At 68.3% G+C, this 14463-nt stretch carries 14 protein-coding genes; 6 read left to right on the forward strand and 8 right to left on the reverse strand.

What is annotated here, in order from left to right; translation table 11 throughout:
• The first annotated feature begins 56 nt into the window (after positions 1-56).
• Together JDV09_RS11620 and JDV09_RS11625 are read left to right on the forward strand one after the other, a co-directional pair.
• Positions 57-1226: an acyl-CoA dehydrogenase family protein gene (locus tag JDV09_RS11620; protein WP_221369280.1), complete on the forward strand. Its 1170-nt coding sequence runs from the start codon at positions 57-59 to the stop codon at positions 1224-1226.
• Positions 1227-1386: 160 nt separating this feature from the next.
• A complete protein-coding gene (locus JDV09_RS11625) occupies positions 1387-3495 on the forward strand; it encodes a sunset domain-containing protein (protein ID WP_221369281.1) in 2109 nt (702 codons plus the stop codon).
• A 21-nt stretch (positions 3496-3516) separates the two neighbouring features.
• On the opposite strand, the gene lexA is transcribed toward JDV09_RS11625, so the two are convergent.
• On the reverse strand, positions 3517-4215 hold the full coding sequence (lexA, locus tag JDV09_RS11630; RefSeq protein ID WP_221369282.1) for a transcriptional repressor LexA: 699 nt from the start codon (positions 4213-4215) through the stop codon (positions 3517-3519).
• Positions 4216-4438: 223 nt separating this feature from the next.
• Here lexA and JDV09_RS11635 point away from each other — a divergent pair, with 223 nt between their 5' ends.
• Together JDV09_RS11635 and nrdR are read left to right on the forward strand one after the other, a co-directional pair.
• The gene (locus JDV09_RS11635; protein WP_255605208.1) at positions 4439-4966 is read left to right on the forward strand and encodes a LysM peptidoglycan-binding domain-containing protein; all 528 of its coding nucleotides are present in this window, start codon (positions 4439-4441) and stop codon (positions 4964-4966) included.
• Positions 4967-5125: 159 nt separating this feature from the next.
• Entirely contained in the window at positions 5126-5590 is a 465-nt protein-coding gene (gene nrdR, locus JDV09_RS11640; protein ID WP_221369284.1) for a transcriptional regulator NrdR, read from the forward strand.
• Between the two features lie 6 nt (positions 5591-5596).
• On the opposite strand, the gene JDV09_RS11645 is transcribed toward nrdR, so the two are convergent.
• The 3 genes from JDV09_RS11645 to JDV09_RS11655 all read right to left on the reverse strand — a co-directional run bounded on the left by JDV09_RS11645 (position 5597) and on the right by JDV09_RS11655 (position 8426).
• Complete coding sequence (locus tag JDV09_RS11645) at positions 5597-6283, reverse strand: PhzF family protein (protein WP_221369285.1); 687 nt, start codon at positions 6281-6283, stop codon at positions 5597-5599.
• Between the two features lie 52 nt (positions 6284-6335).
• Positions 6336-7358 (reverse strand): alpha/beta fold hydrolase, encoded by a 1023-nt coding sequence (locus JDV09_RS11650; protein WP_221369286.1) that lies wholly within the window; start codon positions 7356-7358, stop codon positions 6336-6338.
• An 81-nt stretch (positions 7359-7439) separates the two neighbouring features.
• Positions 7440-8426 carry a proteasome assembly chaperone family protein gene (locus JDV09_RS11655; RefSeq protein ID WP_221369287.1) on the reverse strand — a complete coding sequence of 329 codons (987 nt, stop codon included), beginning with the start codon at positions 8424-8426 and terminating at the stop codon, positions 7440-7442.
• A gap of 211 nt (positions 8427-8637) precedes the next feature.
• Between JDV09_RS11655 and JDV09_RS11660 the strand changes: the two genes are divergently transcribed.
• Positions 8638-9402 carry a trypsin-like serine peptidase gene (locus JDV09_RS11660; RefSeq protein ID WP_221369373.1) on the forward strand — a complete coding sequence of 255 codons (765 nt, stop codon included), beginning with the start codon at positions 8638-8640 and terminating at the stop codon, positions 9400-9402.
• A gap of 3 nt (positions 9403-9405) precedes the next feature.
• Here JDV09_RS11660 and sthA read toward each other — a convergent pair whose 3' ends face one another.
• Positions 9406-10812, reverse strand: coding sequence for a Si-specific NAD(P)(+) transhydrogenase (gene sthA, locus JDV09_RS11665; RefSeq protein WP_221369374.1), 1407 nt, complete (start codon positions 10810-10812; stop codon positions 9406-9408).
• 189 nt (positions 10813-11001) lie between these two features.
• Here sthA and JDV09_RS11670 point away from each other — a divergent pair, with 189 nt between their 5' ends.
• On the forward strand, positions 11002-12051 hold the full coding sequence (locus JDV09_RS11670; RefSeq protein WP_221369288.1) for a DUF4192 domain-containing protein: 1050 nt from the start codon (positions 11002-11004) through the stop codon (positions 12049-12051).
• Between the two features lie 7 nt (positions 12052-12058).
• Here the strand turns inward: JDV09_RS11670 and JDV09_RS11675 are convergent, their stop codons facing one another.
• The 3 genes from JDV09_RS11675 to JDV09_RS11685 form a co-directional block, all read right to left on the reverse strand.
• Positions 12059-12751 carry an iron-dependent transcriptional repressor DtxR gene (locus JDV09_RS11675; RefSeq protein WP_221369289.1) on the reverse strand — a complete coding sequence of 231 codons (693 nt, stop codon included), beginning with the start codon at positions 12749-12751 and terminating at the stop codon, positions 12059-12061.
• A gap of 136 nt (positions 12752-12887) precedes the next feature.
• Positions 12888-13847, reverse strand: coding sequence for a sigma-70 family RNA polymerase sigma factor SigB (gene sigB, locus JDV09_RS11680; RefSeq protein ID WP_221369290.1), 960 nt, complete (start codon positions 13845-13847; stop codon positions 12888-12890).
• 147 nt (positions 13848-13994) lie between these two features.
• Entirely contained in the window at positions 13995-14396 is a 402-nt protein-coding gene (locus JDV09_RS11685; protein ID WP_221369291.1) for a DUF3099 domain-containing protein, read from the reverse strand.
• Positions 14397-14463: the final 67 nt, after the last annotated feature.

Consider the following 14463-nt stretch of genomic DNA (forward strand, 5'->3'; position numbering starts at 1 on the left):
GTTGAATGGGGTACCTTGGCGGAAATCGTCCGTACCGACCCTGGAGGGCCGTACCCATGGGCTCCGACGCCGCCGTCATCGCCTACCAGCGCACCCTGTTCGAACCGGAGCACGACCTGTTCCGCGAGTCCTTCCGCGCTTTCCTCGACCGTCACGTCGCACCCCATCACGAGGAGTGGGAGCGGGAGAAGCTCGTCGACCGCGGGGTCTGGCTGGAGGCCGGTAAGCAGGGCTTCCTCGGCATGGCCGTGCCGGAGGAGTACGGCGGCGGTGGCAACCCGGATTTCCGCTACAACACCATCATCACCGAGGAGGTGACCGCGGGCCGCTACAGCGGTCTGGGGTTCAGCCTGCACAACGACGTCGCCGCGCCCTACCTGGTCCGGCTGGCCGACGAGGAGCAGAAGCAGCGCTGGCTGCCCAAATTCTGCACCGGCGAGCTGATCACCGCGATCGCGATGACCGAGCCGGGCACCGGTAGTGATCTACAGGGCATCAAGACCCGCGCGGTCAAGGACGGCGATCACTACCTTCTCAACGGCGCGAAGACGTTCATCACCAACGGAATCCACTCCGACCTGGTGATCGTCGTGGCCCAGACCGATCCGGACAAGGGGGCGCTGGGCTTCTCTCTGCTGGTGGTCGAACGCGGCATGGACGGCTTCGAGCGGGGTCGCAAGCTGGACAAGATCGGCCTGGACGCCCAGGACACCGCCGAGCTTTCGTTCACCGACGTCCGGGTGCCCGCGGCCAACCTGCTCGGTGAGGAGGGGCAGGGTTTCGTCTACCTGATGCAGAACCTGCCGCAGGAACGCATCAGCATCGCGATCATGGCGGCGGCGGCCATGGAGGCGGTGCTGGCCGAGACGCTGCAGTACGCCAAGGAGCGCAAAGCATTCGGCAAGCCCATCGGCAGTCAGCAGAACAGCCGGTTCCTGCTGGCCGAGCTGTCCACCGAGGCCACCGTCGTGCGGATGATGGTCGACGAGTTCGTCAAGCTGCACCTGGCGGACCAGCTGACCGCCGAGCAGGCCGCGATGGCCAAGTGGTACTCGACGGAGAAGCAGGTCCACCTCATCGATCGTTGTCTGCAACTGCACGGCGGGTACGGCTACATGCGCGAGTATCCGGTGGCGCGCGCCTACCTCGACGCCCGGGTGCAGACGATCTACGGCGGCACCACCGAGATCATGAAGGAGATCATCGGCCGCAGCCTCGGGGTGTGACGGGCCGCCGTCTGCACAAACTTGCCCCGGTATCGGCGGGGTGACTTGGTTATCGACGTTCCCTGACGCAGAGTGAACGCACGGGGTAACTTCGCAGAATTTGCAGGGTGCCTGCAGCAAGGACCTAGAAGGACACACTCGCCGACCGCGGGGAGGATGAATGAGCCGGCAGCACAGGCTGCGCCTGGGTTTCGGTCGTGCGGCGATCGGGCTGTTGGGGATCGCCACGGCACTGCTCCTGGCCCCCGCGGCCGTCGCGCAGCCCGAGGTCGAGGCCAACGACGCCATCACAGCGGCCTGGCAGGCCAGCGGTGGTGACACCGGTCCGCTGGGCACCCGCTCGGGTGACGTGTACCCGGTGGGCGCCGGATTCGCGCAGAACTTCGCCTCGGGCAAGATGTTCTTCACCCCTGCCACCGGTGCGCATTTCATGCAGGGCGCCATCCTGGAGAAGTACGAGTCGCTGGGCGGTCCTGCGGACAGTGACCTGGGCTTTCCCACCATCGACGAGGGACCGGGCCGTGCTCCCGACAGCCTCAACAGCACCTTCAGCGCACCCGACAGCCCGGTGATCTTCTGGACGCCGGCGACCGGTGCACGGGTGGTCCGCGGGCCGATCAACGAGGCCTGGGACAAGCTGGGTGGATCGTCCGGCGTGCTCGGGGTCCCGGTCGAGGACGAGACCTATGACGGCGCCGTGGTGTCCCAGAAGTTCGGCGGCGGTGAGGTGACCTACGACGGCCGCGCTAAGACCTTCACCACGGTGCCGCCCGAGTTGGCCGATCAGCTGGCCGACCTGTCCATCGCCGACGACCCGGTCGCGGCCATCAACGCGGCCCGCCGGGCCGCGGGGGGCCCGCTCGGGCCGCTGGGGGCCGCCGAGGGCGACCCCTATCCGATCGGCGACGACGGGATGGGGCAGGACTTCGTCAACGGCAAGATCTTCTACAGCCCCGACACCGGGGCCAATGTGGTCACCGGGCAGGTGCTGGAGAAGTACGACAGCGTGGGCGGTCCCGAGGGTGACCTCGGCTTCCCGGTGACCAGCGAGGCGGACGGCGGGCTGGCGCCGGCGAGCCGGGTCAGCAAGTTCGCCGCCGCGGACCAGCCGGTGATCTTCTGGACGCCGGACTACGGTGCGGTGATCGTGCGCGGAGCGATGAACGCCGCGTGGGAGAAGCTCGGCGGCGCGACGGGTGACCTGGGCGCCCCGGCTTCCGACGAGTCCCGGGACGGCGACGTCATCACCCAGAAATTCGCCGGTGGTGCGATCTCCTACAACACCAAGACGAACAAGTTCAGCACCGAGCCGGGCAGCCTCGCCTCCCAGCTGGCCGGGCTCGAGGTGCCGGGCGAGGGGGCGCCGCAGGCGCCGCCCGCCGAGACCCCGCAGGCCGACGAGGGCACCGGATTCCAGTGGAACTGGTGGTGGCTGCTGGCGATACTGCCGGTGCTGGTGCTGATCGGGGTCGTGGTGTTCGCCGTTGCGCGCAACCGCGGGCGCGGGGGCGAGGATCCGTTCGCCCATGACGGCGACGAGACCCCCGGCTTTCCGCCGGCCCCGCAGCGCCCCGAGGGCGGCGACGGCGGGGAGGACGAGCTGTTCGGCGACCGTTATGCGCGTGAGGGTCTCGGATCGCTGACCGCTGCGGCCCCCGGGGCGTCGGCAGACGAGTTCCGGCCCGGACATGCGGACTTCTGGGGCGCTGGATCCGACGAGCCCGGGGCGCCGTCGGACGTCGAGGAGGAGGACCCCGACACCGTCGACACCACTCCGACGCGGATTCCCACGCTTGCCGAGATCGCTGTCGGCCCGGCGCCGTCGGACGACCACCTCGAGGAACCCGACGACCACCCCGAGGAGTTCGAGGGTTATGTCAAGGAGTCCGAGGGTGATCTCGAGGAGTCCGAGGGTTATCTCCAGGAGTCCGGCGAACCCGTCGGGGAACCGGACGGGGAGATCGACGAGCCGGCCGGTGAGCTCGTCGAGGAAGCGTCACCGGAACCGCCTGCGCAACAACGTGATCTGTTGACCGACACCGGCCGGCACGCAGCCATCGACATCGATCAGCCGACCCCGGGCGGGACCGCGCTGCACATGCCGTTCGACGATCCCCACCGGATCCCCGCGGACTACCCGGTGAAGGCGGACACCAGGTCCGGCCTGTTCTGGACACCGGACTGCGCGGACTACGGCGACGCTCCCGTCGAGATCTACTTCGCCAGCGAGGAAATGGCGCTGACGATGGGATTCGTGCGGGGCAGCTGACGGATTTCCGCGGCGCCCGCGTCAGATCTTGCGGATGACGGTGACGACCTTGCCCAGCACGGCGGCGTCGTTGCCGGGAATCGGATCGTATGCCGGGTTGTGCGGCATCAGCCAGACCTGGCCACGGGTCCGCTTGAACGTCTTCACGGTGGCTTCGCCGTCGATCATCGCCGCCACGATGTCGCCGTTGTCTGCGACGTTCTGCTGGCGGACGACGACCCAGTCGCCGTCGCAGATGGCCGCATCGACCATCGAGTCGCCCACCACCTTGAGCAGGAACAGCGACCCCTCGCCGACCAGTTCGCGCGGCAACGGGAACACATCCTCCACGGCCTCCTCGGCCAGGATGGGCCCGCCGGCCGCGATCCGGCCCAGCACGGGCACGAAGGTCGGCTCCGGGAGGGCGTCGGTGCCGGCCATCTCGGTGGTGGCCACCGACTGTGCGACGTCGTCGACCCCGCGGACGTCGACCGCGCGGGGGCGGTTGGGGTCGCGGCGCAAGTAGCCCTTGCGTTCCAGCGTGCGCAGTTGATGGGCGACCGACGACGTCGATGTCAGGCCCACGGCGTCGCCGATCTCCCTGATGCTCGGCGGATACCCGCGGGTGGTGACCGACGCCCTGATGACCTCGAGGATGGTGCGCTGACGTTCGGTCAGGCCCGAATCGCGATCCCGCCGCCCGCTTCCGCTGTCCGTGCTGTCGCTGCTCTCGTCGCTCATGGGCCCGAATGTAACCCTTTGCCCGGACATAATCAAACATGTGTTCGACGTGTGGCGTGTCGCCGCGGGTGGCGTGCAATCGCGGAATGCAGGCCACGCGAACTTGTCGGTGGGGTGTCGTAGCGTTCGCAACAGTTCGATCACGTGTTCTATCAATCGAACAGATGATCGACTAGTATTCGAACACAGGAGCGAAAATCATCCCGAATGGAAGGGCAGTCAGATGACGATCATGCACATGCGTGAGACCTGGGAGACCTCGGGCGAGTTCGGCCCGGACTCCGATCAGGAGTTCCGGGCGGGATCCGGCCCCGGGTTCCGACATGCGCTTCCGCGTGAGATCCCGCCTGCTCGCCCCAACCGTGCCTCGGCGTCCCGCCGGCCGAAGTCACGCAGGCCGGCGGGTGCGGCCGTCCGGTATCGCGGCACCGGTGTGCGGATGTCGCGGGCGCCGCACCGGCGCAGCCGGATCACCCCGGGCACCACGGTGTTGTTGGCGCTGCTCGCCGGTGTGATCACGGTGTGGCTCGGTCTGGTGGCGCAGGCCGGTGGCGTGGTCGGCGAACACGTCGAGACACCCAGTCGGCTGGCGGTGGTCCAGGTCCAGGCAGGGGAGTCGCTGCAGCAGGTGGCAGAGCGGGTGGCGCCCGGTGTGCCGGTGACACATGTGGTCGACCAGATCCGGGAACTGAACAAGTTGGAGTCGGCGGTCCTCGACGCGGGACAGTCGCTGATCGCGCCGGTTCGCTGAGCGGCCACCGGTTCGCTGAGCTTCTGTCAAAGGCCCTGCTGTTCAAGCATTCTGGGGGACGGCTCCGTGAGATACTCGCCAATCGGCCCGGCACTGGGCCACCCGCGGATCGCGCAGGTACGCTCGAAGGGATTCTGTCGGTGCGGCGAAGGAGCGGAGATGCACTGTCCGTTCTGCCGTCATCCGGACTCGAGGGTTGTCGACTCCCGGGAGACCGACGAAGGCCAGGCGATTCGCCGGCGCAGGTCCTGCCCCGAATGTGGGCGACGGTTCACCACAGTGGAGACCGCGGTGCTGGCCGTGGTGAAGCGCAGCGGCGTCACGGAGCCGTTCAGCCGGGAGAAGGTCATCAAAGGCGTGCGCCGCGCCTGTCAGGGGCGCCGGGTGGACGACGACGCGCTGAATCTCCTGGCTCAGCAGGTCGAGGACGCCGTCCGGGCGACGGGGTCACCCGAGGTGCCCAGCCACGAGGTCGGCCTGGCCATCCTCGGCCCGCTGCGCGAGCTCGACGAGGTCGCCTATCTGCGCTTCGCCTCGGTGTATCGGTCGTTCAGCTCGGCGGAGGACTTCGAACGGGAAATCCAGGCCTTGCGCGCCCACCGCGAGGTGCCCGCGCAGAGCTGAATCGGCTCAGTCGATCCGGCGTGACGGGTCCTCGGCGACCCGGCCGGCGATCCGCACCCAGCCCTCCGGGCTCCACGTCGTCTGGATGACCGATCCCTGGCCCTGCACGATGGTCAGATCCCGGCTCAGATACTCGGTCATGCGCACTGCCGCGGCGCCGGTGGCCTCGTCTTCGCGGATTCCCAGCTGAGGGGCGAACATGCGTGACCTGATGGTGCCCGCGTCGCGGTCCAGCCACGTCCACAGGTAGTGCTCGACCTCGTCGGCGTAGTCGTCGGGGTCCGCGGACGCCAGCTCGTCGAGCGAGGCGAGGTCGTAGATCGAGAAGTCGGGCGCCCATTCGGCGCGTGCGCTCACCGCAGCCAGATCGCCGTCGTAGCCGACCTGGACGATGCCCGCGGGCACCTGCAGGGTCTTGACCGGTGTGCCGGTGTTCTTCAGCCACCAGGCCGCCCCCACGGTCGGGTGCCCCGCGAAGGGGAGCTCGGTGGTCGGTGTGTGGATGTGCAGGTGTGCGGTGTGGGTCCCCGCCTCGGGTACGGCGATGAAAATGGTTTCGCTGTAGCCCAATTGGGCCGCAACTCGCTGCCGGTCGCCGGGATCGACGGCGGCCGCGTCCACGACGCCAAGTGGGTTGCCGTGGCGGCCCTCCGCATCGGTGAACACCCGCAGCACTGTGACATCGATGGCCATGTGGCCGATGCTACGTCTTTTGGGTCGCGCGGTGTTCGGGTGGCGCCCAGAGTCAGGTAGCGCTGCGTTCGTCTTGTCCCATCGCGTCGAGAACGGCGACGCGGGTGTCCATCGGCCCGCTGATGGTGCCCTCGCTGATCCCGGCGCGCAGCAGGTTGCGTAGGTAGTCCTGGTCGTAGGTGGCCGGCTGGGTCGAATCGATGAATCGTTCGACGACTTCGACGAAGTGATCGGGATCGTCGTGGAACGGGAAGTGGCCCGAGCCCTCGAAGACCTCGAGCTGCGAACCCGGCATCGCCGCGTGCGCCATCTCCGCGTGGCTGACCGGGATCACCGAATCACGGCTGCCCCAGATGAGTTGCACCGGAACGGATTGGGTCAGATAGCAGCGGTCGAGCATGGTCACCACCTGGCCGCGCCAATCGACCACCGCCCGCAGGGTGCGGGCGAAGGCGGAGGAGGCCGTCGGCTCGGGCAGATCGGCGAGGATCCGCAAGACGTCGGGGATGTCGCGGCCTACGCCGGTCGATCCGAACAACGACCCGCCGACCCGGCCGACCACCTGCAGCGCGGGAAGCACCCCCGGCAGGCGTAACAGCGCCAACGCCTCGCTGCCGAGCGGAAGGGAGGCGATGCGCAGCGCGATGTTCACGTCCTTGGTGACACCGCCCGCCCCCACCAGGATCAACCGCTCGACCAGTTGGGGGAACTGGTAGGAGAACTGCATGGCCACCCCGCCGCCGAGCGAGTGCCCGATCACGGTGACCCTGTCCATGTCGAGCACGCTGAGCAGGTCACGCATCCCGTTGGCGTAGGCAGCCACCGAGTAGTCGGCCCGGGGCTTGTCGGACTTGCCGTGGCCGAGCAGGTCGGGCGCGATGACCGTGAACCGCTGCGCCAGCTTCGCCTGCACGGTGCTCCACGTCGTGGAGTTGTCGCCGATGCCGTGGATGAGCAGGATCGCCGGGCCGGATCCGGCGATCCGGAACGCGCGGCGGTAGCCGTGGATGGTGCGGAACTGCAGGGTGGGGGTCAACTCGCGCACCGAGCGCAGGTTCGGCTTGCGTTCGGTCATCGCGCAAACCCGGTCGTCACGGTCATGTCGCCCACTTCGTCGTCGGGACGGACTCGGCAGATGCGGATCCGGGGGACGGAACTACGGGGTGTCTCCGGGATCCTCCTTGTCCTTCTTGTACTCACCGGCCTGTTGAGCGAGGAATCGCTCGAATTCTGCGCCCAGTTCCTCACCGCTTGGCAAATCCTCGTCACGGGCCAGGAGAGACCGGTTCTCCTGAGCGGCAACGAACGCATCGTACTGGCGCTCCAGGGCCTCCACCACCTGAGCCACCTCCGGGCTGGCGGCGACCTGCTCGTTGATCTTGTCGAACACCTCGGCGGCCGCCTTGGTCAGCTCAGCGGTCGGAATCTGCAGCGACCCGCTTCTGGCAACCTCCGAGAGCAGCGTCTCGGCCGCCGCAGGGTAATCGGTCTGGGCGAGGTAGTGGGGCACGTGGACGGTGAAGCCGACGACCTCCTGGCCGTGCTGGGCCATCCGGAACTCGAGCAGGTTCGACGCGCTCCCCGGGACCTGCACCTCGCTCACCCACGGCTGGTGGTCGGCGATCAGGCTCTTGTCGTTGGAGTGTGCGGTCAGCGTCATCGGCCGGGTGTGCGGCACCGCCATCGGGATCGATCCCAGCCCGATGGTCCGGCGCACACCGAGTCGCTCGGCCAACAGCCGAACCGCCGAGATGAAGCGCTCCCAGCGCAGATCGGGCTCCAGGCCGGCGAGCAGCAGGAACGGGGTGCCCACGGTGTCGTGCAGCGCGTAGAGGTTCAGCTCCGGCTCGTCGTAGCCGGTGAAGTGGTCGGTCTTGAACGTCATCAACGGCCGGCGCGACCGGTAGTCGAGAAGTTCGTCGATGGCGAACGACGCCACCAACTCGGTGTCGAGGGTGTCCTTGAGGTGCTGGGCGGCCAGCCGGATCGCCCGGCCGGCATCCGAGAAGCCCTCCAGTGCGTGGATCAGAACCGGGCCGCGCCCGTCGGGTGAGGACAACTGCGGGGCGGGGAACTCGAGCTCGTACATGCCGGTCGGCTCGGGTTGATACTGCTGGCCGCGGTCGTCGGTGTTGTCAGCCATCTGTCTCGCCTCCTCGCCGCGGTGCGTCGCGACAGTGATGTCGGTCTCGACCGCGAACATCCAGTGTCTCGCACGTTCGGGGTGACGCCACACCGGCGCTGCCGGCGTCACCCATTTGTTCGAACGCGCACACGCCGATGTGACATTCCGCGGGCCCGACGGCGCCCGGCTGCCCGCGGGGGCCGTCGTGGAGGAGGATCGGTGGGTGAGGATGCGCCGATGCATACCGATTCTGCTGGTGGTGGGGTTGTCGGCGTGTACCCACCACCCCGCCGGATCTCCGGTCGAGGTGGCGATGGCCGCGACGCCGACCGCGCATCGGGTCGCGCCCGATCCCCGGATCGGGGCCCTGTTCGTCGGTGGCGGCGACGTGCACTTCTGTAGCGCGTCGGTGCTGGACTCGGAGACCGGGGATCTGATCCTGACCGCCGCGCACTGCGTGGCCGGGGGTGAGGAACTCGGCTTCGTACCCGGCCTGAGCGGCGACGGGGACGGGGAGCGCTGGCAGGTCGACGAGATCTACCTGGATCCGCGATGGGCGCAGAACCAGGACCCGGTGGCCGACTACGCGATCGCCAGGGTCAGCCGCGATGACGGTGCCCGGGTGGAGTCGGTCGTCGGTGGCGGGCTGCGGCTGGGGACCCAGCCGCAGCCCGGATCCGAGATCACTGTGATGGGCTATGCCGCCGGAGTCGGGGGAGATCCGGCGTCGTGCCGGGTGGTCGCGGCGCCGCGGCGGCAGGATTTTCCGGCGATGCACTGCGACGGGATCGTCGACGGCTTCTCCGGGGCTCCGTGGATCAGCGGGTCGACCGTGACGGGGGTGATCGGTGGCCTCGACGGTGGGGGCTGTGCGGATGAGGTGTCCTACACGCCGCCCTTCGACGAGGCGATCGCGGCGTTGCTGACCCGCGCGGAATCGGGTGGCCCGGGCGACGACGCTCCGACCGTGTTCGACGACGGCTGCCGGGGCTGAGCGTCAGGAGCGGAACTGGTTGAGCGCGCGCAGCTTGTTCATCACGTCCAGCGCCGCCACCTTGTAGGCCTCGGAGAACGTCGGATAGTTGAAGACGGCGTCGACCAGATACTCGATGGTGCCCCCGCATCCCATGACGGCCTGTCCGATGTGCACCATCTCGGTGGCGTTGGTGCCGAAGATGTGCACACCGAGCAGCTTCATGTCGTCGGTGGACACCAGCAGCTTGAGCATGCCGTAGGAGTCCCCGGCGATCTGGCCGCGGGCCAGTTCGCGGTAGCGGGCCACACCGACCTCGTAGGGGATCGCGTCCTTGGTCAGCTCGACCTCGGTGGCGCCGACGTAGGACACCTCGGGGATCGAGTAGATGCCGATCGGCTGCAGTTCGGTCATGCCTTTACAGGGCTCGCCGAACGCGTGGTAGGCGGCCAGCCGGCCCTGGTCCATCGAGGTCGCGGCCAGTGCCGGGAATCCGATGACGTCACCGACGGCGTAGATGTGGTCGACCTTGGTGCAGAAGTTGTCGTCGACGAACACCCGGCCCCGCCGGTCGGCCTCGAGCCCGGCATTGGCCAGATCGAGGTGATCGGTCTGGCCCTGCCGTCCCGCCGAGTACATGACGGTCTCGGCGGGGATCTGTTTGCCGCTGGCCAGCGTGGTCACCGTTCCGGCGGCTCCGACGTCGACGGCGGTGACCTCCTCACCGAACCGGAACGTCACCGCGAGGTCGCGCAGGTGGAACTTCAGCGACTCGATGATCTCCGGGTCGCAGAACTCGAGCATGTTGTCCCGCTTCTCGACCACCGTGACCTTGGTGCCCAGCGCGGCGAACATCGACGCGTACTCGATGCCGATCACCCCGGCGCCGACCACCACCATCGAGGCCGGCAGCGACTTGAGGTCGAGGATGCCGTCGGAGTCCAGCACCCGCTCCTCGTCGAATTCCACTCCCGCGGGGCGGGCGGGTTTGGTCCCGGTGGCGATCACGACGTACTCCGCGCTGATCATCGTCCGTTCGCCCCGATGGGACTCTTCCACCAGCACCGTGTGCGGATCGACGAACCGGCCGTGGCCCTCGATCAGGTCGACGCGGTTGCGCATCAGCTGCGAACGCACCACGTCGACCTCCTTGCCGATCACGTGGGCGGTGCGCGCCAGCAGGTCGGCCGGGGTGATCTTGTCCTTGACCCGGTAGCTCGCGCCGTAGAGCTCGCGCTGGTTCATCCCGGTCAGGTAGACGACCGCCTCGCGCAGGGTTTTCGACGGGATGGTGCCGGTGTTGACGCAGACGCCGCCGAGCATCCGGCCGCGCTCGACGACCGCGACCGTCTTGCCGAGCTTGGCCGCCGCGATCGCCGCCTTCTGCCCGCCCGGGCCTGAACCGATGACGACAAGGTCATACTCCAGCATCGAAGCCATGGCAAAAGGTCTACGCCGGTTGCCGCGATCTCGCATGTCGGCCGGCGTCAACAGCTGGTGAACACCGGCGCTGCGGGGGCCGTCGGTGGCTTCATCCCCACCCGCGATTTCATCCACAGATCGGCCGGGCGGGAGCATCGACGGACGCCACCCGTCGGTGCCGGTTGCGAGGTTTGCCGTATGGCTATCACACCTCGCCCCGAGACCCCACTGGACCGACCCGGCGCCCTGATCGCCGCGCTACCCGCCGTGCTCGGCTTCGTACCGGAGAGATCCCTGGTACTGGTGACCGCCGCCGACGGGGAGATGGGGGCCGTCTTGCGCATCGATCTGGAGAGTGCGTCGACCGGACAGCTGGCCCGCCTCGCCGAGTTGGCCGCCGCGTCGGGGGCCGACGCCGCCGTCGCCGTCATCGTCGACGAGAACGGCTCGGTGTGCCGCATGTGCGCCGAGGACCACCGCGAGACGGCCGATCTGCTGGCCGACGAACTCGAGACCTCGGGTGTCACGCTGCTGGCCGCACATGTGGTCGATGTCGTCGCCGCCGGTGGACGCTGGTACTGCGCCGATGGATGTGGAAACTCGGGTCTGGTGGAGGATCCGACCGCGTCGCCGATCGCCGTGGCCGCCGTGCTGGACGGGCGCCGGCTGTATGCCCGCCGGGCCGACCTGGTCGAGGTGGTCGCCCTCGTCGACCCCGACCACGCGCAGATCCTCGCGAAAGTGCTCACCGAAGCCGGCGACCTCGATCCGGACCGTCCGGACGCCGAGGTTCGCGCCGACATCGAGCGGGCGTTGGACTGCGCCGGGCAGGTCGACGGCGGCAGCGCGCTCAGCGACGGGCAACTGGCCGGGCTGGCCCGGTCGGTGACCGACCCGCGGGTGCGCGACACCCTCTATGCGTTGGCCGTGGGCGACTTCGCGGCCGCGGCGGAGGGTTTGTGGGCCGAGTTGTCGCGGCGGCTGCCGCAGCCGTGGCGTGCAGAAGCGCTGGTGCTGCTTGCCTTTTCGGCATACGCCAGGGGAGACGGCCCGCTGGCGGGAATCGCGCTTGATGCCGCGCTGCGCGTCGATCCCGCGCACAACATGGCGGGCATGCTCGACCGGGCGCTGCAGTCGGGCATGCGGCCCGAGCAGATCCGGGAATTGGCCCACACCGGGTATCGCCTGGCCGAGCGGCTCGGCCTGCGGCTCCCGCCGCCGCGAATGTTCGGCCGCCGGGCGGGATAGCCGGGGGTCAGACCTTCTCGATCTTGACGGCGTGGGCCATCTCGTGCGGCAGATCGACCTGTTCGTGGCCGGGGATGACGATCATCACGCCGCCGTGGTCGTTGGCTTGGACGGTCACCCGGGCATTGGGCACGACGCCGGCGTCCTTGAGCCGGGCGATCAGCTCGGCGTCGCCCTGCACGTGCTCGGTGAGCTGGCGGACCACCACGGCGACCGGCATTCCGGACGGCACCTCGGTCAGCCGGATGAGGTTGGCGGTTCCGTCGGCGAGCTCGTCGCCGACGCCGAGCTCGGACAGGCCGGGAATCGGATTGCCGAAGGGGGACGTGGTCGGGTTGTTGAGGACCTGGACCAGGCGGCGCTCCACGTCCTCGCTCATGACATGTTCCCAGCGGCAGGCCTCGGCGTGCACTTCCTCCCAGGGCAGCCCGATGACATCGACGAGCAGCCGCTCGGCGAGCCGGTGCTTGCGCATCACGGCGACGGCCAGCGAGCGGCCCTTGTCGGTGAGTTCGAGGTGCCGGTCACCGGCGACGTGCAGCAGGCCGTCGCGCTCCATCCGTGACACGGTCTGGCTGACGGTGGGTCCACTCTGCTCGAGACGCTCTGCGATCCGCGCGCGCAGCGGAATCACGCCCTCTTCCTCGAGGTCGTAAATCGTCCGCAGATACATCTCGGTGGTATCGACCAGGTCGTTCATTAGGGCACCCTTCGTCTGGGCGAGAGTCTACCGGCCCCACCCCTGAACAGCGGTCCTTCCTGGGGCGACACGGCTTACGGCGGTACGACGCGCAGAAGGCCCGCCGGCGATCCGGCGGGCCTTCCGTGGGGGTGCCTCAGCTGGCGTACGACCGAAGACGGTCGGCACGTTCGCCGTTGCGCAGCTTCACCATCACCTCTCGTTCGATCTGGCGGACGCGTTCGCGGGAGAGCCCGAACAGCTTGCCGATCTGGTCGAGGGTGCGCGGCTGGCCGTCGTCGAGACCGAAACGCAGGCGAATCACCTGCTGCTCGCGCTCGTCGAGCGTCGCCAGCACGTAGCGGATGTCGGTGTGCAGCAGCTCCGAGATCACGGCGTTCTCGGCAGACATCGCCTCGGCGTCCTCGATGAAGTCGCCCAGTGGGGCTTCCTCGTCGCTGCCCACCGGCATGTCCAGGCTCACCGGATCGCGGCTGTGCTCGAGCAGATCGGTGATCTTCTCCACCGGGATGCCCGACTCGTCGGCCAGCTCGTCATCGGTGGCCTCCCGGCCGAGGTTCTGATGCATCTCCCGCTTGATCCGGGCCAGCTTGTTGACCTGCTCGACGAGGTGGACCGGCAGCCGGATGGTGCGGCTCTGGTCGGCCATGCCGCGGGTGATCGCCTGGCGGATCCACCAGGTGGCGTAGGTGGAGAACTTGAAACCCTTGGTGTAGTCGAACTTCTCCATCGCCCGGATCAGCCCGAGGTTGCCCTCCTGGATCAGGTCCAGCAGCGGCATGCCGCGGCCGGTGTAGCGCTTGGCCAGCGACACCACCAGGCGCAGGTTGGCCTCCAGCAGATGACGCCGGGCCGCCTCGCCGTCCCGAACCACCGCGGCGAGGTCACGTTTGCGGTTCTCGCCCAACCTCTTTCGGGTGTCCAGCAGGTGCTGTGCATAGAGGCCAGCCTCGATCCGCTTGGCCAGTTCCACCTCGTCGGCCGCGTTGAGCAGCGCGGTCTTGCCGATGCCGTTCAGATACACCCGCACCAGGTCGGCGGCTGGGCTCTGGGCGTCGAGGTCCTGGTCAACGCGGCTGGTGGTGGCATTTGCCATAGCGGCCTCCTGATCGGGTGGGACGTTCATGGGCTACAACGCCCGATGCGCCCGAAGAGTTCCCGGCCGCACGCCGTTTCACACGTTCTGATCTGCGGTTATTCGCGGTCGACCTGAGAATGTGCTGAGAATAGGGCCAGAACTCACTCAGCGGGGAACATCGCCGCCGAATCCGTCGGCATCCTGTTGCGGCGCCTCACCCGGGGCGCCCTCGATCGCCGGTCGCTCTGCGGTCGGGAACAACGGGATTCGCCGTGCCGACCGGTAGCGGCGAGGCTCCTCGGCGCGCCGGGGGGGACGATCGTTGGCGATCAGAACCGCGATCCACGGCAGCGGGATGGACACCACGATGATCGCCAGGGAGATCAGGCCGTTGTGCCAGACCCCGTAGGCGAGTGCGGCGAGGATCAGCGCCGGAACCCGGAACGACATCAGGGTCAGGTACTTGCGTACCCGTTGGCGATGCTGTTCCTCGTAGGGCTGTGCGGCCCGAGTGATCAGCACCGGTCTGCCGTCGTCGTCGAAACTCAGCTCGTCGCCGTGTTTCATACTTCTACTGTTCCACAGAACGCGACCACCGTGTCATCGGGGAGACATGACGGCGCTGTGACGGTGC

The sequence above is a fragment of the Mycolicibacterium xanthum genome (genome assembly GCF_019710635.1).
Taxonomy (GTDB): Bacteria; Actinomycetota; Actinomycetes; order Mycobacteriales; family Mycobacteriaceae; genus Mycobacterium; species Mycobacterium xanthum.